The organism is Adlercreutzia sp. ZJ304 (assembly GCF_011039075.1).
GTDB lineage: Bacteria > Actinomycetota > Coriobacteriia > Coriobacteriales > Eggerthellaceae > Adlercreutzia_A.
In genome coordinates this window covers 1-19,697 of the sequence record NZ_JAAKEG010000021.1, presented here as the reverse complement: position 1 = coordinate 19,697, position 19,697 = coordinate 1, and the positions used below count along the sequence as shown (strand labels likewise).

At 43.1% G+C, this 19,697-nt stretch carries 20 protein-coding genes; 16 read left to right on the top strand and 4 right to left on the bottom strand.

Annotation, left to right across the window (positions count from 1 at the left end):
* Window positions 1-123: 123 nt before the first annotated feature.
* Complete coding sequence (locus G7Y46_RS08835; RefSeq protein WP_165253987.1) at window positions 124-762, bottom strand: transposase; 639 nt, start codon at window positions 760-762, stop codon at window positions 124-126.
* The gene (locus G7Y46_RS08830; protein WP_165253986.1) at window positions 759-1,064 is read right to left on the bottom strand and encodes a hypothetical protein; all 306 of its coding nucleotides are present in this window, start codon (window positions 1,062-1,064) and stop codon (window positions 759-761) included. The genes G7Y46_RS08835 and G7Y46_RS08830 overlap by 4 nt, the downstream gene beginning before the upstream one ends.
* A gap of 171 nt (window positions 1,065-1,235) precedes the next feature.
* On the opposite strand from G7Y46_RS08830, the gene G7Y46_RS08825 reads away from it, so the two are divergent.
* The 16 genes from G7Y46_RS08825 to G7Y46_RS08750 all read left to right on the top strand — a co-directional run bounded on the left by G7Y46_RS08825 (window position 1,236) and on the right by G7Y46_RS08750 (window position 17,021).
* On the top strand, window positions 1,236-1,670 hold the full coding sequence (locus G7Y46_RS08825) for a hypothetical protein (RefSeq protein WP_165253985.1): 435 nt from the start codon (window positions 1,236-1,238) through the stop codon (window positions 1,668-1,670).
* Between the two features lie 73 nt (window positions 1,671-1,743).
* Entirely contained in the window at window positions 1,744-2,997 is a 1,254-nt protein-coding gene (locus G7Y46_RS08820) for a glycosyltransferase family 4 protein (protein WP_165253984.1), read from the top strand.
* Window positions 2,998-3,444: 447 nt separating this feature from the next.
* On the top strand, window positions 3,445-4,491 hold the full coding sequence (locus G7Y46_RS08815) for a UDP-N-acetyl glucosamine 2-epimerase (RefSeq protein WP_165253983.1): 1,047 nt from the start codon (window positions 3,445-3,447) through the stop codon (window positions 4,489-4,491).
* A gap of 15 nt (window positions 4,492-4,506) precedes the next feature.
* Window positions 4,507-5,919, top strand: a complete 1,413-nt coding sequence (locus G7Y46_RS08810; RefSeq protein ID WP_165253982.1) for an oligosaccharide flippase family protein — start codon at window positions 4,507-4,509, stop codon at window positions 5,917-5,919.
* A 72-nt stretch (window positions 5,920-5,991) separates the two neighbouring features.
* Window positions 5,992-6,627 (top strand): CatB-related O-acetyltransferase, encoded by a 636-nt coding sequence (locus G7Y46_RS09200; RefSeq protein WP_277424177.1) that lies wholly within the window; start codon window positions 5,992-5,994, stop codon window positions 6,625-6,627.
* 128 nt (window positions 6,628-6,755) lie between these two features.
* Window positions 6,756-7,403, top strand: coding sequence for an NTP transferase domain-containing protein (locus G7Y46_RS08800; RefSeq protein WP_206214201.1), 648 nt, complete (start codon window positions 6,756-6,758; stop codon window positions 7,401-7,403).
* Window positions 7,404-7,408: 5 nt separating this feature from the next.
* Complete coding sequence (gene kdsA / locus G7Y46_RS08795) at window positions 7,409-8,179, top strand: 3-deoxy-8-phosphooctulonate synthase (RefSeq protein WP_165253988.1); 771 nt, start codon at window positions 7,409-7,411, stop codon at window positions 8,177-8,179.
* The gene (locus G7Y46_RS08790) at window positions 8,176-9,150 is read left to right on the top strand and encodes a KpsF/GutQ family sugar-phosphate isomerase (RefSeq protein WP_165253981.1); all 975 of its coding nucleotides are present in this window, start codon (window positions 8,176-8,178) and stop codon (window positions 9,148-9,150) included. The genes kdsA and G7Y46_RS08790 overlap by 4 nt, the downstream gene beginning before the upstream one ends.
* Window positions 9,151-9,159: 9 nt before the next feature.
* The gene (locus G7Y46_RS08785; RefSeq protein WP_165253980.1) at window positions 9,160-9,645 is read left to right on the top strand and encodes an HAD hydrolase family protein; all 486 of its coding nucleotides are present in this window, start codon (window positions 9,160-9,162) and stop codon (window positions 9,643-9,645) included.
* Window positions 9,646-10,554: 909 nt separating this feature from the next.
* Window positions 10,555-10,965, top strand: coding sequence for a hypothetical protein (locus G7Y46_RS08780; RefSeq protein ID WP_165253979.1), 411 nt, complete (start codon window positions 10,555-10,557; stop codon window positions 10,963-10,965).
* An 81-nt stretch (window positions 10,966-11,046) separates the two neighbouring features.
* On the top strand, window positions 11,047-11,247 hold the full coding sequence (locus G7Y46_RS08775) for a hypothetical protein (protein ID WP_165253978.1): 201 nt from the start codon (window positions 11,047-11,049) through the stop codon (window positions 11,245-11,247).
* Window positions 11,241-12,893, top strand: coding sequence for a hypothetical protein (locus tag G7Y46_RS08770; RefSeq protein WP_165253977.1), 1,653 nt, complete (start codon window positions 11,241-11,243; stop codon window positions 12,891-12,893). Before G7Y46_RS08775 ends, G7Y46_RS08770 begins: the two co-directional genes overlap by 7 nt.
* Window positions 12,894-13,223: 330 nt before the next feature.
* Window positions 13,224-14,294 (top strand): NAD-dependent epimerase/dehydratase family protein, encoded by a 1,071-nt coding sequence (locus tag G7Y46_RS08765; protein WP_165253976.1) that lies wholly within the window; start codon window positions 13,224-13,226, stop codon window positions 14,292-14,294.
* Between the two features lie 45 nt (window positions 14,295-14,339).
* On the top strand, window positions 14,340-15,572 hold the full coding sequence (locus G7Y46_RS08760) for a nucleotide sugar dehydrogenase (RefSeq protein WP_165253975.1): 1,233 nt from the start codon (window positions 14,340-14,342) through the stop codon (window positions 15,570-15,572).
* A gap of 247 nt (window positions 15,573-15,819) precedes the next feature.
* The gene (locus tag G7Y46_RS08755; protein ID WP_165253974.1) at window positions 15,820-16,557 is read left to right on the top strand and encodes a hypothetical protein; all 738 of its coding nucleotides are present in this window, start codon (window positions 15,820-15,822) and stop codon (window positions 16,555-16,557) included.
* Window positions 16,554-17,021, top strand: coding sequence for a type II toxin-antitoxin system VapC family toxin (locus tag G7Y46_RS08750; RefSeq protein ID WP_165253973.1), 468 nt, complete (start codon window positions 16,554-16,556; stop codon window positions 17,019-17,021). The genes G7Y46_RS08755 and G7Y46_RS08750 overlap by 4 nt, the downstream gene beginning before the upstream one ends.
* 310 nt (window positions 17,022-17,331) lie before the next feature.
* Here G7Y46_RS08750 and G7Y46_RS08745 read toward each other — a convergent pair whose 3' ends face one another.
* On the bottom strand, window positions 17,332-18,684 hold the full coding sequence (locus G7Y46_RS08745; protein WP_165253972.1) for an ATP-binding protein: 1,353 nt from the start codon (window positions 18,682-18,684) through the stop codon (window positions 17,332-17,334).
* Window positions 18,685-19,203: 519 nt separating this feature from the next.
* Entirely contained in the window at window positions 19,204-19,491 is a 288-nt protein-coding gene (locus tag G7Y46_RS08740; RefSeq protein WP_165253971.1) for a DUF3800 domain-containing protein, read from the bottom strand.
* Between the last annotated feature and the right edge of the window lie 206 nt (window positions 19,492-19,697).

The following is a 19,697-nucleotide window of genomic DNA, read 5'->3' as shown; positions in this document are numbered from 1 at the left end:
AGGCATTGTGTGATTGTTGAATCACGGGAATTGAGACACCTAGATGCTAGCCCAGATTTTGGACTGAATAAACCATTTGTTCAGGTCGGAGCCTCTTTGTGTAACATCCCGATGGACATATCATCAGAAAAAAGAAACACGATTGCGCTCATCTGCTCCGAATTGTTTAAACCACTGATCCATATCACCTGTATCTCTGCCCTCTATGACATCTATCAGATATCCGGTAGCACCGTCATAAGCACAGGCCCAAAACACACAGACCTGCTTTCCTGTGTCGGATTCTCGGTAGCTCATAGCATGTATCTCGTCTGTGAGCAGTATGCAGGGAAGTGTTGGCTTTTTGATATGTACGCTGTTGATGACAAGACGCACCGTGTCGTGCGAGATATTGCATGCATATGCCACTTCGGTGATGGTCTGCCTTCTTCTCAAAAGATTGATGACGTGTTCCTCGAGCGCATCAGTGATGGTAGGGCTTACGACAGAAGCGAAGGGAACATCTGCGCTTTTCGTGGTCCCGCATCTTTTACACCTGTACCTTTTGATCTTGACAGTCAGCGTACAGGGTGTCTCACCTACGACGTGCGCCATACGTTTGGAAAAACTACCATGTCCTGTCATGGCATGTCCGCATCGGGGGCAGGTAAGGTCAGGAGCATCAACGATGACATGGAGATCAGAAAAGCCAGCGTTAACTCCTGCTTTATCAACGCGAACGGTGCTTGGCAGACCTACATCTGCTGGGTTTATCCTACTCATGAGACCATCATCCAGCCTACAAAGCCGGCGATCGCGGTGGCACACCATCCCGGACAGTCATCAACAGCACCGTCATCAAATGCGCATCCGCGTGAGAAGCACCTCTCTGCGAGCGCCTCGGCACAGAGTACATCCCATGCGCTATGCTCGTTTTGCTTGATCCTTTCAAGTGCGGCAAGTTCGACCTCATGTGCGCAAAGTATGCTTCCGTCGGGTTTCTCGCACTCGCTTGCATACGTGTTAGGCAGAAGGCCCTGCACATACGCAAGCCTTCTTTTCCTGTTGGCTTCTCTGCTGTTCACAGGAGTTCTCCAATCCTCCGATGACGCAGATGCCGCAATGGGGGTGCGGGGCGCTGTAACCGCCCCGTGCCCTTCTTATTTTCGCTTCCGATACGCTTCTGAGTCTGCGCTATCGGAAATCGTTGTCAATAGATTTACTCGGAAGCTTGAAACAAGCATGAAAGTTGCTGCATGAAATCGCAATACCCCAGTTCAGGGCAGGTAAGCAACACAAGTCTTGTGGAAAGTTGTGTTGCCGAAGCCAAAATGGAGGCAAAAATTGACAAAACAACACCAGATTCAGAAAAGCCTGATAATGCGAAATCTGTTTCTGCTGTTTACACCCTCGTCTATTGCATTTACAACACGCTGTATATGTGGGTGATGCTTAATTACGGCTTCATGTGTGGGTTGAACCGCCTGAAAGTTACTGGTGTGTGTTTGACAATTGCCGCCATTGCTAATTTCCTACTGGCTTGGTGGCTTGCGACATATGATTCTACGTGGGTTTCGATAATCGTCGCGACAGCAATAGCCATTATTCCTTGCGCTTTTGCAATTCCTTTGGATTTGAGGTGCTATTTAGAGACGCTTACAAAAATGAAGGCACAGGGGGAGGCGGTATAAATGGTTCACAAAGAAAAACCCTCCAATTTTTTAAAGAGAGCCATTAGGGGCGCTTAGCATGAGAGTCCTTTTTTTGACTGATAAGTATTATCCCCGTCCGTTTGCCAACGCTGTCTGTGCCCAGAATGTGGCTCGCTCTTTTGTTGAGGCGGGTCACGAAGCCGATGTGATTGCGTTTGATGATCCTTTTGAGAGCCTTCCAAGTGAGCTTGATGATGTCAGGGTGCACGGTGTGCGTCCCGACGAGCGACTTAAGCTATTCTATCTCGCTTCCGATCTTCCAAGCGACAAAAAAGCAAAGGCAGCCATGGCGGTTTTCCGCTCTCTTAACTTCGTAAGCCGTCTTTCAAACTGGACTAGATATCCTCTTGCGTCAAAGGCTCTCGCACAGCGTATAGCCAACCTCGCAATAAGCCTCCATCGTGCGAAACCCTATGACTGTCTCGTAGCCACTTGCTGTCCAGTAGAATGCATTGAGGCGGCCGTAAGAGTGCGCGCTTGTCTTCCCGACATTCCTCTATTCGCTTATTGCGTTGACTATATTCCTAATACTCTCAGGCGGCACATTTCCGAGAAGAAGCAGGCTTCTGCTTCCGAATACTGGGTTAACCGTATCGGACATAACTTTGATTACGTTATCGGTATGGCCTTTGAGGAAGGGTGGTATAGGTCATCGTATGCTGCTGCCTCGAGGGCTCGGGTTCTAATAGGTGATCTCCCCTTACTTTCGGATGTCTTCACGGCGACCGATTATACGACCACGGTTTCTGGCGACTGGGTTTACGCGGGCTCTCTCAGTAGGGGGCATTACAATCCAGTTCCAGCTATGGAAACCTTCTCATGGCTGAGTGCGCACGGCATCGTCGGATCCGCAATTTTTCATATTGTTGGCAGAGGTGACCTTGCTCGACTCTGCAGGGAGTGGGAGGTTAGAACTGGGGGTGTTATTCAATTCCATGACTACATGACGCACAATGATCTGGAGAGAATGTATGATAACGCGAGTGTGCTCGTCAGTATGAAGTGCAGTGATCAGATTTCGGCAAAGCTTTTCGAGTATATGGCGCAGGAGAAGCCTCTGCTTCACTTTTCTGAGCATTCGGAAGATCCTGATAGGCAATATGTTGATCGGTATCGATTGGGGTTGACCGTGGATGTGCTTGATGGTGAGCCTGAGGTGTGGGGCTTACAGGTTGCAGGGTGGCTTTCAGCCATCGATGGCATCTCTCTGCCTCCTGGTTGGACATCTGAATTTGAGAAGAACAGACCTTCGTATACTAGAGACCTCATTCTCTCCCACATCCATGCTGGTTCATGTGACTTTTGAAAGGAAGCTTCTTATGTCGCTTCATAGTATTTACAGAAAGACCTCAAAACTGTTTGAATACCTTCGGGGAAGGTTGCTGGATTGACCCATAATTGCGACCGATGGCTTCGTATTTGAAGGGGTGCGGCAATTGAGGCTACAAACGTCATTTTCGGAGATGATGTCTGCATAGGTCGCAATGTTCACATACGCATTAGGAATCAACGAGATCAACTCTGTGCTATTCTGAATGCTCTACAGAATGTCTCGTTGGAAGGCTTTGAACGGTACGAAAGCGATAGGTTGTTGTATGCTCCTGCTTACCTTCACTGTGTTTACGGCACCCAAGGTATTACCAATATAGCAAAGCGATTCGGACTAGTGCGCGGGTATCGAATTGTATCAGGCTCAGGAAGAGTTCTTTTTTTTAAACCTTATATGTATTTTAGGCGAAAGAATCTGCGAGAGATGTCTGAGTTTGTGTGTAGTTGCATCGATGAGCCAACTATAATATCTGGTCGTTCTGGAATTATCGGCGCTATGAATCCTTTTGAGATGTTAGCGAGAAGGCGGTCTTGGAAGGGTTCATTGTTGCAATCCGGCTTAGATGAGCCGCTTGTTGATTACTTTTGCTGTTGTCTAGCAAATGCTTTCTGTTTAATTCATTATATAACGACCCATTCTGGTTTATTTAACGGAATTGATTGTTATGTGTCTATTTTCGATCAGTATCCAGAGGAGTATATTTTCGTTTGTGAGTGCCGAAGGAGGGGTATTAAAACTGTGGTTTTGCAGCATGGTGCTCAATCATATTCCAAGAACAGCAATGATGATTTGCTCTCCTACTCGTTTGCTCTCGATCATTTAAATTCAGATTATCTGTTTGCCTGGAATCAGCTTGCCAAATGTCATGCGTTGAGCTTCGGAGTGCCCGAGGAAAAGATATTGGTGGTCGGTGATCCATTTATCGAAAAGCGGGAGTTCCCATTGTTGAAAGTGAGAGAACCAAAACGGTTCTGCGTTGTTTTGGAAGCGGGAAAAGACAACATCCGCGATTTAAATGCCGCTCTTTTAGATTTTGCTGACAGTCTTGTTGAGAGATATTCTCTTGAGGGGACAGTGAGATTTCACCCAACTAATTATGACGAGATTCTTGTTGAGAAGGTTAGGAACTCTGGGTATTTGAAGATAGGTGAATCTGAGACCATTAGTAGGCTTTCGGGTGATATTGACTTTGCAATAGCTGCTCGATCCTCTGTCTATGCCGAACTACTCCTGAACGGTGTTCCTGTTTTTCGGTATGTTCCCGATGCGGATTATGATCCCTATGAAGGTTTGGTGGCAGGAGTTTTCTCGAATTTGGTTCAGTTGGCGGAGCTTTTTTCTCACCTCATGAATGGCGATGAATGCTTAATTGAAGGCTTGAAGAGAAATATTAGAGCGCTCTTTGTTTCAGGTGGAGCATCGCGTAATTACCGACAGGCGTTTGAGGCGGTTTTACGCTCACCAAGATAGAGTTCAGATTTCACGATGACAAAGACGAGCGAGCTTATCAAGAATACTGGAATACTGGCTGTGGGGAATTTCGCCTCCAAGGTGCTCGTTTTTCTCCTTGTTCCTCTTTATACAGCAGTTCTTTCTACAGGCGAGTATGGTTCCTACGACATTATCTATAGCTCTATTTCACTACTAATACCTATACTTACTCTCAATATTGCAGACGCTATGCTTAGGTTTCCGCTAGAAAAAGGTGCAGATCTAGCGCATATTGCACATATAGGTATTGGGATTACATTATTTAGTGGAGTTTTGGTATTAGCTTGTCAGTTAATTCCGGGGATGCCTTGGAACAATATTGCTGGCTCAAACTATATTGCTGTTTTCTACATATCTACTGCGATGTATCAACTTCTGTCACTGCTTGCTCGCGGCTCTGAGCGTATGGTTGATGTGGCTGTTGCTGGTGTCATAAGTACACTCGCAATTGTTATTCTTAACATATTGCTGCTTGTTGTTTATAAATGCGGCTTAGATGGCTTTTTCATAGCCAATATTTCAGGCATGATTGTTCCTGTGGCATATCTAACAATCAGACTAAGAAAGATTATTTTTGCATCATCTAGCAGTCAAGATAGAGGGCTTCTGTCCAAAATGGTGAAGTATTCTTTGCCTTTATCTGCAGCAGTTATTGGATGGTGGTTTATCAGTACTTCTGGTAGGTTTATTGTAACTGTGGTCTGCGGGATGGATGCAAATGGTCTTTATTCAATAGCTTTTAAGATTCCCTCTATACTTTCAGTAGTAGCTGGAATATTTCTTCAAGCATGGCAAATTTCTGCGGTAAAGGAATTTGATGCTAGTGATTCAGATGGATTTTTGCTAAAAACATTTGATGCGGTAGAAATGGTATTGGTACTTTTATGTTCTGTATTGATTCTGCTTTCTCCATATTTAGCGCAACTTCTTTACTCTGGCGAGTTCTATAGTGCATGGATATACACTCCATTCTTACTTGTGCTGGCAACATTGAACACAATGAGCGGAATGTGGAGTCCGTTTTTTTCTGCAAAATACGATACTGCGCCTATTGCGATATCAACAGTTATAGGTGGTGTTATTAATATATTAATGGGAATACCTTTAACGATGATATTTGGAATATGGGGTATAGTAATTGCAAATGTCTTAGCTGGTGTTTTGAATTGGTTATATCGAGGAATCAAAGTAAAAAAGCATATCAGCATCAATTTTCATTTACTTCAATCATTTTTGCTCTGCGTTGTTTTATGTTGCCAAGGAGTTATTCTTACTCTTGATTGTCTGACGCTTAATATGCGTGTTATTTGTGCTGGTTTTATAACTGTATTTTTGATTATTTATTACAGAAAAAGTATTAAACAAGGATTGCTATTAGCTATGAATGCTGTTGCAGCAAAATTATAAAAGCCGTAATTGTTTCGGCTTAAATCATGTTTGATGCAATTAAAGATTAAATTGAGGATGGAGTTTGAATAATTGAGTGTACGTTCATTGCTTTCTTGTGGATTGATTGGATGGATGAAGCTAAGAAGAATCAACCATCAGCATCCTTGTTGTGATATTCATTCTCAATTTGTTTCATCTAGGGCAATACTGGGTGAAAATGTTAGAGTGGGTCGCAATGTTGAAATTAGAGATAACGTTTCAATTGGTAGATGGACTTATGTAGAACCGTATTCGTTTATTCATAGTTGTTCAATTGGGTCTTTTTGTGCGATAGGCAGAAATGTTGCTATAGGGGCGTTTCAACACCCATACGAATATCCGACGATCTCGCCTAGACTTTATCGTGAAATTCTTAGTTCCGAATACAATGATCCTTCTCGTATTGTAAATATTGGCAATGATGTCTGGGTGGGAGAGAAAGCGATTATTCTTAGTGGCAATATTGGCGATGGAGCAATTATAGCTGCGGGCGCAGTTGTTACTAAGGACGTTAAACCTTACTCAATTGTTGCTGGAGTTCCAGCTCGACAAATTGGTAGTCGATTTACTGATGAGTATATAGAGACGCTACTTAAAATACATTGGTGGAGTTGGTCTGATGAGGAAATTAAACAAAAAGCCAGCTTCTTCAAAAATTCAAAATGGGTTAGTTCTCAAATTGGATAAATCTTAAAACCTGTGGGTAAATCCATCAAAAACGATGCTTGAACAGATAAAACAAAGAAAATCTAACTCTTAAATGCTTTCTAAAACAGAAATAACGTACAAAACGACGTTCTTTAGTTGAGAGATTAATGATGAAAATCGTAGCCTTCGTTCCTATTAAGCTAAACAATCAAAGACTGCCGGGAAAAAACCTTCTTCCCTTAGGAGAAAAAGTAGTTTGCCAGTATTTGTTTGAATCTCTAAATCAAGTTAATAATCTGGATAGAATTGTTGCTTATTGTTCGGACGACAAGCTTAAGCCGTATCTTCCTTTAGGGGTTGAATTTTTACGCAGAGATAAAAAATTAGATGGCGATTTTGTTAAAGGTGCTGAGATATATCACGCTTTTATCAACAATGTTGATGCCGATTATTATTTACTCGCACATGCGACATCTCCCTTTACTAAACCAGAAACTATTCAAGCAGCTATAGATGCAGTCAGATCTGGTGAATATGATTCTGCGTTTTCAGCAGAGCGAGTTCAGACATTTGCTTGGTATCAGAAAAAGCCAATCAATTACGACTTAAGCGATGTTCCACGGACCCAAGATATTGAACCGATCTGGATTGAGACAAGTGGATTCTATCTTTTTAGTAAAGAACTCTTTTTAAGCGAGAATCGCAGAATTGGTGATAAGCCCTATATTGCTGAGGTCGAAGGACTTGAAGCTATCGATATTGACGAGAGAAAAGATTACGAATTAGCAAAACTTATGATAGGAGATTTATCGTGAAGCCAATGATACTGTTGGCAGGTCCTTGTTCTATGGAGTCTAGAGATGTGTGTTTTAAAGTAGCTGAAACCATGAAAGATCTTGTAGAGAAATATCCACTTGATTACTACTTTAAAACCTCTTTTGATAAGGCTAATAGAACTTCCATTTCGTCTTATAGAGGACTAGGCATTGAAAAAGGTCTTGACATTCTTCAAGAAGTTAAAAAAGAATTCAATTTCAAAATCGTTACCGATATCCATGAACCATGGCAAGCCGAATATGCAGCTCAAGTTGCAGATATCATCCAGATCCCAGCCTTTCTTTGCAGACAAACGGATTTGCTTGTTGCTGCGGCAAAAACAGGTAAAACGGTTAATGTTAAAAAAGCCCAATTTCTAGCACCTTGGGATATGAAAAATGTTGTCTGTAAACTTGAAGAGAGCGGTGCGCATTCTGTCATTCTCTGTGAACGTGGAACGAGTTTTGGCTATAACACATTCGTTGTTGATATGACATCTATTCCTTTGATGCAAAAATTTGGCTATCCAGTAATATTTGACGCTACTCATAGTGTTCAAAAGCCCGGCGGTATGGGTTCTTCAAGTGACGGAAATCGAGAGGTGGCTCCCTACCTTGCGAAGGCGGCTTTAGCTGTCGGAGCTGACGGTTTGTTTATGGAAATTCATCCTGATCCTAATAATGCATTATGCGATGGTCCAAATATGATTGCACTTGAAGATGTGGATGCTTTTTTAGAAAACGCTTTTAGGGTATACAAGGCGGTGAGATCATGAACTCTCAAGAGAAACTCACGGCTGGTAAGAGGGTTTTTGATATTGAAATTGATGCTTTGAAAAAAGTAAGAGATGAACTTGATGATATCTTTGTTGATATTCTTGACAATGTCCTTTCTTGTCGGGGGAAAGTTATTATTACAGGAATGGGAAAGCCGGGACATATTGCGAAAAAACTTGCTGCAACATTCTCTAGTTTAGGAACACCTTCTTTTTGCCTACATCCTGCTGAAGCGATGCATGGTGATCTTGGAATGGTAGAGTCGAAAGATATTGTGATTGCAATTAGCTACAGTGGCGAAAGTGATGAAATAGTAAAAATTTTGCCTAATCTTAAAATGATAGGTTCAAAACTCATAGCTATCACTGGCAATAAAAACTCCACATTAGCGAAAAATTCAGACATAGTCCAAGTTCTTCCATCGTTTACAGAAGCATGTCACTTAGGACTAGCCCCAACATCTAGTACTACATCTGCATTGGTTTATGGAGACGCGTTAGCAGTTGTTGCATCTGAAGAGTATGGGTTTAAAGATGTTGACTTCGGGAAATATCATCCTGCGGGTAGTTTAGGTAAGAAACTCATATTAAGAGTCAATGATTTAATGGCAACAGGAGATAACCTTCCTTTGATTGCTCCAGAAAGTAAGCTTATGGATGCCATTAAAGAAATATCGGGTAAAAAATTAGGTGCCGTTTGTGTTGTTGATCAGATTGGTAAATTGATGGGCATTATTACCGACGGAGATCTCAGGAGATTGATTTCTCAAAAATGCGATATCTATTCTTCTGTGGTGTCTGAGATTATGACCCTCAATCCTAAAAGGATTACAAGTGGAGCAATGGCTATAACTGCTTTAAAGAAGATCCATGAACAAGATGTTAATTGCATGCCTGTTGTTAATGAAAATAATGAAGTTGTTGGTCTAATTACATGGCAGCATATTGTCAATACGGGTATTGTTATATAGAGGTTTCACATGCATTACTTAATTCAATTTCTCGTTATGGATGTTGATGGAACTTTAACAGATGGTAAAGTCTATATTGGATCTTCTGGTGAGATGTTTAAAGCCTTTGATGTAAAAGACGGGCTGGGAATTGGCGAAGTTTTACCAAAAACAGGCATTTCTCCAATAATTATTACTGGTAGACAAAGTGAAATTCTTGAAAGACGTTGCGAAGAATTAGGAATATCAGAACTTTATCAAGGTGTTTCAGACAAGCTATCTTTGTTGCAAGATATTGCTACTAATGCCAATATAGGATTTAATCGCTTTGCGTATATTGGCGATGATCTAAATGACACTGAGTGCATGAAAGCAATAAAAGACTCTGGCGGTATTGTCGGGTGTCCTGCTGATGCTGTAAAACAAATCTTAGAAATTGCTGACTTTATTTCAACTAAAAATGGTGGTCAAGGAGCTGTTAGGGAATTTATTGAGTGGTTGCTGGATGATAAATAACCCTTGGAGATATTTATCAAAATCGTATTGATATCCGGCTTTTACGAAATTTAGGTTAAGCCTTAAAACGCGTGGGACAATTTACAAAATGCGATGCTTGAACAGGTCAAACAAAGAGAGTCTAATTCTGAGTCAACGTTCGAAGGCAAAATAAGGACACAACAAACTAAGCCCTTCTTAAAGTAGCTTTAAAAAATATGACAAAAAGTCACAAAACTAAATATCTTGTTACTGGTGTGGGGGAGAACAAGTTCCCATCCCTGTGGACCTATTCGCTAATATGTATTCTCCTTTCTGCTGTGTCTTATAAACAGTGAGATGGGCTTGTTAGGCTTTCTCTCATGCCTGAACACTAAAAGACAGCGATGCCTAGGACTTGCAAAACTCATAAAGCTTCGGCATTTGCGGATGATGTCTTTGATTTGTCTGTTAAAGCTTTCTGTATTACATACTGTTTATTTCATACTTCGAGTGTGTTACACCACTTAGGGCATTCTGTCACACCAAGGGATACCTTCGAAAGACGTGCATATACGCATCCATACCTACCAAAACGATCAACAAGAAGTCTTATTGTATCTGCACTTGTCGGTCCTCCTTGTCCTAATATCAGACGCTCTAGTGCTCTTTGCTCTAATGTACTCGGCTTAAAGACGCAGACAAGCAAGGATATCCGTTCCTCTACCCGATTGATGATAAAGCTCGTCCCATTCGCTTAACTGTAGAAATTTATGAGTGGGTTAGATGTGTAAAACAGCACATTACGCGAAAACAGGTAGAAAACATGTGGTCATGTAAAAGATGGTGCAAATCATGTTAAATCCCACACGTTTTAAGACTTATCCAGCGTCTCCTAAAGAGGAAGTAGAAACTTCGAAGCAATTAATTGTGACAATGAGGTGTTAGTAAATGACAGATTCATCTAATAAAGAAAAAACTAAATGCGATTTCGCTAGAGGCTTAAGCATAACTTGTCCTGTTGTTGCTTTGCTTCTAGTTTTAGGTATGGCAGTATTTATATTATCTAAACTAGAGTCCTTGTTTAATTATGCTGTTTCATCTCTCGTAGATAAAGATATAACAATTATGTTTGTGACTTTAGTGGTTGCATCTTGTCTTATTATTGTTGGTGTGTTCATATGTGCGACATTGCTTATACGTTGGGGAATGAAGCTAGCCATAGCTACACGGGAACCAAATATTACCCCAGATATGCTCAGGCAGGAATCGAATCGAATTCAATGCAGCATATTGACCGCAAGTAGTAATAGCGGCAATGCATCATCAGCTCATGATGGTGAAAGTAACGTTCAAGAGTAAAATATGCATTTGTGGTTCTACTGTGTTCTTGAAATGATATAGTAGCGAGATTCATATTATCTCGACAGGAGACGGAACAGTATGAGCGATATAGAGAAGTGTGACAGCCTTTCGCATCCATCGCGTAAGCTTGCTGCCGACATTCTAGGTCGTCGTTGCGTTAAGGCAAATAATAAATTTTATGCAGACACGCAGCTTCCTTCGTATGCTAGGCGAAAGAAAGCAAATACCCCTGCAGGTTATATAACACGCGAAGACTCTCGTAGGGTACGTAGTTGGTAATGGTTTCATCAGGTGGGCAGTCTTTATTTTGGGGTGAAATGTCCCCTGAAGTTCAAGAATTACTTAGTTACAAGATTGTTCTCCATACAGGTTGGACAGAACGGCGTGTTGAGTCTTGGGAATATGTTGATGATTCTCGTTGGAGAAGGCATATAGCGCTTCATGTTGTTAACGGTGAATTGTTAGATTACGTTAACGAAGCTTTTTCGGACGTTAATGCTGGTAGAGTAACAAATAATATTAAGATTGATGATTATGATGCTGTTGTTCTTAACTTGCCATTATTAGAGCTTGATAAAGGTACTCAAATTGCTGAATTTGAGGTTAGCGATGGAAAGGGCTGCCCAGTTCAGCTTTTTTTACGCGAAAATGCTGTTCAGGTTTCACTTACTGCGCTCAGTGGCGCTATGCGTGTCGAGCATGGAGAGGAATCGGATTGCCCCTTAGAACCGTTGCGCGAAAAAGTAGAACTTTCTCGATTGTTAAGTAGCATTTTTAGTGAACCTCTTCCTCCTGTTCGATCTGACGGCACCATAATGCGAATGGAAGATCCTAGGATATATGATGATATAAGTTCATATATAGAAGATTCTTATTGCTTTGACAATGCAGGAGACTGGAAATCTGAAGATATTGAAACTGCTCTGCGAGATTTTAGGCAATATTGGGTTTGTTCTCCTGTGTTTAGATTCTTCACAGTTGTTTATACGCTGCGATGGGTTGCTTATGCAAAGATTGATCTCAAAGGTAATATTTATGAACGCATTACGTGCGATTTGCTTGTTACTAAAAATATTGTTAAGAAAACGGAAAGTAAGTGGGATAGTGTAAAAAATACACTTAAAGGCAATCTTCCTTTGTCATTCGAGCTTGATGGTTTAGGTACGGCGGATAAGAATCGGGTAGTAATTGCGTCACCTAAAGGCACTTATTTTACGCCATGTTATCCTATGCAATATGAAATCGATCTCGAGAAATCTAAGTTTTATGTATATCGCTCTCTATTAGAGCCTTATAAGGGAAAAGATTCTCTAACAGAAGCTGAGGGTTTTGGATCGCTGACACCTGGACATGCTGCAGTTGAAGTACATAAGACTTTCTATGAAGTTCCCGATCAAAACAAAAAACACACGGTGACTTATCAATCTTTATATCGAAGAATTCCTATAGGAGAATCTACGGCGGGTATATATAATCTAAATCTTTCTTTAGTTCCTAGGCTTGGCTTGAGGATGTTGGGCTATATGTTATTTCTAGCATTCTCGGCATTGGCTTTTTTGATGTGGGTTAGCAATAAGAGCGGTAATGAAAATGCGTTCAGTTTGGCTACATTGTTAGCTATCGCTTCCATAGCTGTTGTAGTTGTTGCCAATCGCGAGGACGAGCCTTTTGTACGCAGGGCAACGTTAAAATTGCCCCGTATTCTTTGCGCTGCGTGTGTTACTGTTGATGTCATAGGCTTTCTTTTTCTTGTCTTTATTAAGAGTGATCAAATCGCAATAATTGCATGTATTCTATGCTTTTTGCTGGCTGTAGTTTGTCTTGTATGGATAATCTGGAGTGTTTATAGGAAATATAGGTGGAGCCACTGCGATGATGCTTATGAGGTATTCGCCTTACCAATTTATGTCGAAAAACTTTTCTAAAAAGTGAGGTTGTGCCGTTTGCGAAAAGTGGAGACGACTGTATCGCTAAATTTGAGAGAACTTCTAAACAGTAGAGCAATAGAACAAGGAATTACGGTGTCTGCAAATGTTAAATGTTAATGTGAAATAAGTATTCATGACAGTGAAGTTCAACATAACAAGATGCTCTAGTGCAAACATCAGCGAAACCCGATTGGTTTTAAGGTGGCAGGCGGCGCAGGTACATACGATTTAATTAAGACCGGTTGCTGCCGGTCTTTTTCTTATCTCTCTTCGTTACCTGTTGGTGCTTATATAAAATTTTGCTTTTAGAAATCAGGAGAAAAACAATTGAATAATATTCTAGTAACCGGAGCAGCTGGTTTTATTGGTGCGTTTTTATGCAAGAGGCTGCTTGAAGAAACTGATGCGCACGTTGTAGGTTTTGACAACATAAACGACTACTACGATATAGGTATTAAACACGATAGATTGAAAATGCTTGCAAGAACAGCAGGGGGAGATAATACCGATATGGTGCCCGATGGGTTTTCCGTCGGGCATTTTTCTTTTATAAGCGGAGATATATATGATAGCAAATTTGTTGAAGATGTCTTTCAAAACTTTGCACCTGATGTTGTGGTCAACCTAGCAGCTCAAGCTGGTGTTCGCTATTCTATTGAAAACCCTCGTGCCTATGTGGATTCAAATTTAGTAGGGTTCTTTAATATCTTAGAAGCTTGCAGGAAACACCCTGTAAAGCACTTAGTGTATGCCTCAAGTTCTAGTGTCTATGGTGGAAACACCAAAGTACCTTTCTCAGAAACTGATAGGGTAGATAGTCCTGTATCGCTTTATGCTGCTACAAAAAAGTCAAATGAATTAATGGCTCATGCCTACTCTAAACTCTATGGCATTCCTGCAACTGCTCTTCGTTTCTTTACAGTGTATGGACCAATGGGTCGCCCTGACATGGCTTACTTCGGTTTCACTGACAAACTTGTTAGGGGTGACACTATCAAGATCTTTAACATGGGTAACTGTAAGCGCGACTTCACATATATAGACGATATTGTTGAAGGTGTTTGTCGCGTAATAGATACACCACCTGTTGTACAAACAGGAACAGATGGTCTACCTTTAGCAGCGCATAAGATATACAACATCGGAAACTCCAACCCTGAAAACCTTCTCTATTTTGTTGATACATTGCAGCGAGTACTAGTAGAAGAAGGCATACTGTCAAAAGACTATAACTTTGAAGCGCATCGAGAACTAGTACCTATGCAACCGGGAGATGTTGCTGTTACTTACGCTGACACAAGTGCTCTTGAGCGAGATACAGGCTTTAAACCTAGCACCCCGCTAGCAGACGGACTTCGCAAGTTCGCCAAATGGTATAAGGGCTACTACAACCTATAACCCAATTCCCATCCCAATTAACAATCTATATAAGGAGGCAATCTTATGGAGATTGCAGTAGCAGGACTAGGCTATGTTGGTCTATCTATCTCTATGCTTTTATCTCAACACACAGAAGTAGTGGCTGTAGATGTTATTAAAGATAAAGTAGATAAACTAGAAAAAGGTATATCTCCTATAAAAGATGAAGAGATAGAACGCTTTCTTGCAGATAATAAATCAGGAAAACATCCCTTAAAGTTTAGTGCTACAACAGATCCAGTATATGCATATTCAAATGCGGATATTGTTGTTGTTGCAACTCCTACAAACTACGATCCTGATAAAAACTTCTTTGATACTAGATATGTAGAAGAAGTAATAGATACAGTACTTAGCATTAATCCAGATACTACTTTTGTTATTAAGTCCACTGTTCCTGTCGGATACACTACTACTCTTTGTAATAGATATCCAAACGCTAAGTTTTTATTCTCTCCAGAGTTTTTAAGAGAAGGGCACGCCCTTTATGACAATCTATATCCCACACGTATTATTGTGGGTGTTCCAAGTGTTTCAAAATACAAAGATGAGTTAAACAAAACAGCTCACACATTTGCAAACCTTTTGCAGCAAGGTGCAAAAAAGACTGACATTCCAATACTTATAATGCGTTCAACTGAAGCTGAAGCTGTAAAGCTATTTGCCAATACTTATCTTGCACTTCGTGTAGCTTACTTTAATGAGCTAGATACATTTGCATCAGTTCGCGGTCTTGATGCAAAGCAGATTATTGATGGAGTATGTAAAGACCCACGCATAGGGGACCACTACAACAACCCCTCATTTGGATATGGCGGATATTGTCTTCCGAAAGACACAAAACAACTTCTTGCAAACTATGAAAGTGTTCCTCAAAACATAATGGGAGCAATAGTAGATGCTAACCGTACCCGTAAAGACTACATTGCCGAAGATATACTTCAAAAAGTAGGCTATACAGAAAACAGCCCATCTTCTATCAGAGTTGGTATATATCGCCTCACTATGAAGTCGGGCTCTGATAACTTCCGTGCAAGCTCAATTCAAGGCGTTATGAAACGTATAAAAGCTAAAGGGATAGAGGTTGTTGTGTATGAACCAACCCTAAACGATAGTGAGTTTTTTGGGAGCAAAGTAATAGATGACCTAGATACATTCAAACAAGTAAGCAACATCATAGTAGCCAATCGCATCCACCCAGACATAGCGGATGTATCGCACAAGGTATACACACGCGATCTGTTTGGGAAGGATTAGGGATGAAAATACGTTAAACGATGCACTGATTGCAGTACCGGCACGAAATGAACACCTGATTAAAGAAATAAGAAAATCGACAAGGTTTGGGTTAGGGTGCCGGATGCGCCTAGCATGCTATCCTTTGAACGAGATGGTGACGTTGGTGTATCATGACAAAGTCCTTCTGCTTTGATTGAGAAGCTACGACGGCTAGCTGGAGTATCCTAATTACTTGAGGAAATCGCGTTGTGAAGGGAGGCACGCTGTGAACAAGGATAGAAGAATCCTTTTTCATCTCGAAAAGGACGTTTTGCCTGTTGAGGAATTGCAGACCTGCATTTCTGAGTTTTTCGCGATGATTCAGTCCGCCTCCGAAGACTGTCTTAGCGACGTAAAATGGTTTGCTGAAATTCAACAGGGTTCCGTGGCGTTGGCGACCTACCCCTCCTCCGATACCGAGACAGACGAGGAAATCGATCAATGTCTGGGAATTATTCGCAGTGACTTCAAATTGATTCAGGGTGGAAAGAATCCTTCCACGTTTACAAAGAAGACTATGCAGCATTACGAGGCAATGACACGCTTGTTCAAAGGTGAAAACGGTCTTTCTGGCAATCCGACCATCGATATTTCCTATCCGGGTAGCCATGAACGCGAGCCAATTGCCATGGTTGATTATTCCGTGCCGGTAAAAACCAAGACGATCGACCGCTCTTTCGGTACTACATACGGAGAGGTCAAGACCCTATATGCAAGCGCAAAGCCGTTTTTTGCGCTCTATGATGAAGCTTCCAGCAAGCGTGTCAAGGTCTACTATGACGATGCCCTGTTAGATACTGTGCGTTCTTGTTATCGCAGTAACTACGTGCGCGTCACTGGTGACATATCTTTCAACGAGGATGGCACCAAGCATGACATCGTGGCTCAGGATATTCAGGTTGTCGAGCGTCCAGAGACGATTTCTTTGGCTGACCTGTTTGGGATTTGGGGTGATGCCGAATGAAGCGTGTCTACTGGGATTCATGTTGCTTTATCGACTTTCTCCAAGGAACTGAACGTGGAAAAGTGCTCAAGGGCGTTGTCGACAAGAAAGATAATGGTGAGCTGGAGATAATTACTTCTGTCGTAACTTTGACCGAGGTAATCAAGCTTGGTAAAGGGACCGCTGAGGAGCGAGACGCAATCATACAGGTTTTCAACCAGGACAAAGGGCTGCTCGTTGTTGACTTAACCAGACATCTTGCAGAGCAAGCGCGAGAAGTGATATGGAACTATAGCTTTGAGAAGCACAAGCAAGACGCCATTCATCTTGCTACTGCTGTCTATATCAACCAATTCCATAGTATTGATGAGTTTCATACCTTTGACCATGATCTGCTGAAGTGTGACGGTCGGCCAGAGATTCCGATCCCTATCATCGAGCCAGCTTTCGAATTGTATCCGCTTAACCCCCGCCTTCCTCTTTGATGTGTTAGGAAGGGATACACCTCCCTCTATGCGCACGCTCCCTTCCGACACCGCCCTCGTTCTTAAAATGGATTGGAAGACTGGCGTTATGAAGCCCGAGTTCGACCCAGAGGTCGAGCGAACTGCTAGGGCGATTTTGTGCCAGTAGAACGATTGGCTCTATTTTGGCGATAACAATGGAATTCGAAAACAAAATGGTCAAACGTCTGGGTATCCGGGAACGTCATGCTGCTCAGTATATTGCGGAACAGTGCTCAGGAATTGGTGCAGGAATCAGACAGGCCGTCCGAAAAGGGGCGGAGCGTAAAAGCTACGGCAACTCAGAAGTCAAAAACCACTTCCAGGCGGGCACAACTTCGATCGTGCCTTCATCGATTTCGAAGCGATCCTCTTCCCTTAAGGTGATAATAGTGCCCCGTGCGAGCCGAGTGGCGCTCATCGCGGCTGCCAAGGAGCCAACTTCACGCGCCCGCGTTCTCTCGTTCTCAAGAGTGAGCGAAACCTGCATGAGCGCGTAGGGCTCGGATGCAAGGGCGTCCCCCAAGAGGAAATCGACCTTGTGGCGCGAAGCGTCGGGAACGGTATAAGAGGTAAGTGTGTCGATGCGTCGACCAGCAAGACGCCGGCGCAGCTCAAGAAAAACGGCGGTCTCGAAGCGCTTGCCGATGTCCTGTTGATTCGCGCGGGATACCGCATAGGTGATACCCGGATCGATAGCGTACACCTTCGGCAGTGCGGTCGATTGGGGTTTAAGCGAAACGGCGTACTCGGGAACCTCGAAGAAGAGAAAAGCCTGTTCAAGAAGGGTGACGAGGCGGCTGGCCTTCTCCCAGTACATTTTGTAGCCAAGCTCCTTCATGGCTTCTACTAGGCCGTTTATCGAAAATTCGCAGGCGGTGTTGCGCAATCCGTATAGTGCGAACTGATTTGCCAAGCGAATGTCCTCGCGCCCGAATCGGTCGGCCACGTCACGTGCCACCACATCGCGCACATATCCCTGCAAGAGCTCGATCCTATCTTCTGCCCGTTTGTTCTGAACGCCTGGGAAGCCTCCTTCTGTCAAATAGCGGTCGAACATCCCTTCAAGCTGCGTTTGCATTTGAGGGGCTGCCCCTCGATCGATGTCGATACGTTCCACGCCGGCAAAGCGGCAATATTCGCGAAAGGAGAGAGGCAACATTTCGTGTGAATGCGAACGCCCGCGGAATTGCGTTGCGATCTCGTCAGAGGAGAGCTTCGAAGACGAGCCTGTGACGACAAGCGTGACTTGTTCCATTTCGGCCACGCGTTGGCAGAACCCTTGCCACTGATCGGCCTCTTGCACTTCATCGAGGAACAGATAGGCTCCCCTCTCTCTGGCCTTAGGCGCTTGCCGCCAATACTCGTTCAGCACGTTGTCCATGATGTAGGGATCCGTGGGGCTGAGACGGTCATCGGCGAAGTTGAAGTGGAGCATGCGCTCGCGTGGCACGCCTGCCTCTAAGAGCTGCTTCATTTTTTGGAAGAGGTAGAATGTCTTGCCGCTGCGCCTCATGCCGGTGACGATCTCTACTAGATTAAATCGTTGCGGGGATGGAAGGCTGCGAATGATTTCATCTCGAGCGACAAGCGCAGGCAGAGGGGCTTCTTGGTATTCTCGTACGATAGAAGAAAGATCAGTCATGCGGGCCTCCTTTACGGAAAGGTGCAACTTCTCAATTCTATTGAGAAGTTAATGGTACTACTTCTCAAGATTTTTGAGAAGTAGTAATGTTAACTTCTTGATCTTCTTGAGAAGTTAAACGGGCATTTTTTGGTGGCGTGCAAAAGAACAATGAAGTTGATTTCGTTTTGCAAAAGGGCGATTTGATTACGACCGTCGAAGTGGAGAGGGGAAGGATCAAGGGGCTTAATGGGATGCAAGCTTTCTTAACGAAATACCCGCATGCTCGTTCCCTGGTATTATTGAAGGTCACATGCAGAATCGGCGCGACGAGGCGGCAAGGGCCACCGGGCGTTCCGCCTACCGCTGCCTGGCGCAGACCCTCGTGCACCTGCGCTCCCTCCCCAAAGGCGAACAGGCGGCTCGCCGTCTTGCTCAGGAGATTCGCGAGGCCTACCCCCGCCGCACTGCGCTCCACGACGAGCTGCGCAAGGTGGGGTTTGCGTGCGAGTAGGGAAAGATCGGAAACTTGAGGCTAATCTAAAAGATGGGCTCAAAATCGAAAGGAATGATATGTTGTGTTGCCAGACCCAAAATGGAGGCAAAAAGTGGCAAAACAACACCAGATTCAGAAAGACCAATGATTATCTTCCCGGTTTGGTTTTGCATGACGCACTCCATTTTCCTGTCGGCAAGAATATCGGTTTCTTGTGCAATCGCACTTCCGATAATGTTGCGATAGCGGCATTCGCCGCTCGACCATGTTCTGAAAAGTGCCCACGAGCAATAGTCTGCGGCCTGCAGTCCAAAATCGCTCTTGGAATCCATTTGCGCAAACGAGAAGCCGACTTCTTCGTTAAGGTTTCCCTTCAGATATCTCTTCGCCGAGCCGATAATAGCAGAACTCTAATATGAGTAGAACATTCATATGACCAGTTTTCTTGTCAAGGACAAATAATCGCCTAGCCTGTCTGGCCGGACAGGCTAGGCGATAACCCATCGTTGCTTGCCTCCAATTTCAGACGTGTTTACCA

What these genes read in the sequence shown, in the direction of transcription:
- G7Y46_RS08835 (WP_165253987.1), bottom strand. Translation starts at nt 762, where the DNA reads ATGAGTAGGATAAACCCAGCAGATGTAGGTCTGCCAAGCACCGTTCGC.
- G7Y46_RS08825 (WP_165253985.1), top strand. Translation starts at nt 1,236, where the DNA reads ATGAAATCGCAATACCCCAGTTCAGGGCAGGTAAGCAACACAAGTCTT.
- G7Y46_RS08815 (WP_165253983.1), top strand. Translation starts at nt 3,445, where the DNA reads ATGTCTGAGTTTGTGTGTAGTTGCATCGATGAGCCAACTATAATATCT.
- G7Y46_RS08810 (WP_165253982.1), top strand. Translation starts at nt 4,507, where the DNA reads ATGACAAAGACGAGCGAGCTTATCAAGAATACTGGAATACTGGCTGTG.
- G7Y46_RS08800 (WP_206214201.1), top strand. Translation starts at nt 6,756, where the DNA reads ATGATGAAAATCGTAGCCTTCGTTCCTATTAAGCTAAACAATCAAAGA.
- kdsA (WP_165253988.1), top strand. Translation starts at nt 7,409, where the DNA reads ATGATACTGTTGGCAGGTCCTTGTTCTATGGAGTCTAGAGATGTGTGT.
- G7Y46_RS08790 (WP_165253981.1), top strand. Translation starts at nt 8,176, where the DNA reads ATGAACTCTCAAGAGAAACTCACGGCTGGTAAGAGGGTTTTTGATATT.
- G7Y46_RS08785 (WP_165253980.1), top strand. Translation starts at nt 9,160, where the DNA reads ATGCATTACTTAATTCAATTTCTCGTTATGGATGTTGATGGAACTTTA.
- G7Y46_RS08780 (WP_165253979.1), top strand. Translation starts at nt 10,555, where the DNA reads ATGACAGATTCATCTAATAAAGAAAAAACTAAATGCGATTTCGCTAGA.
- G7Y46_RS08775 (WP_165253978.1), top strand. Translation starts at nt 11,047, where the DNA reads ATGAGCGATATAGAGAAGTGTGACAGCCTTTCGCATCCATCGCGTAAG.
- G7Y46_RS08760 (WP_165253975.1), top strand. Translation starts at nt 14,340, where the DNA reads ATGGAGATTGCAGTAGCAGGACTAGGCTATGTTGGTCTATCTATCTCT.
- G7Y46_RS08750 (WP_165253973.1), top strand. Translation starts at nt 16,554, where the DNA reads ATGAAGCGTGTCTACTGGGATTCATGTTGCTTTATCGACTTTCTCCAA.
- G7Y46_RS08745 (WP_165253972.1), bottom strand. Translation starts at nt 18,684, where the DNA reads ATGACTGATCTTTCTTCTATCGTACGAGAATACCAAGAAGCCCCTCTG.
- G7Y46_RS08740 (WP_165253971.1), bottom strand. Translation starts at nt 19,491, where the DNA reads ATGGATTCCAAGAGCGATTTTGGACTGCAGGCCGCAGACTATTGCTCG.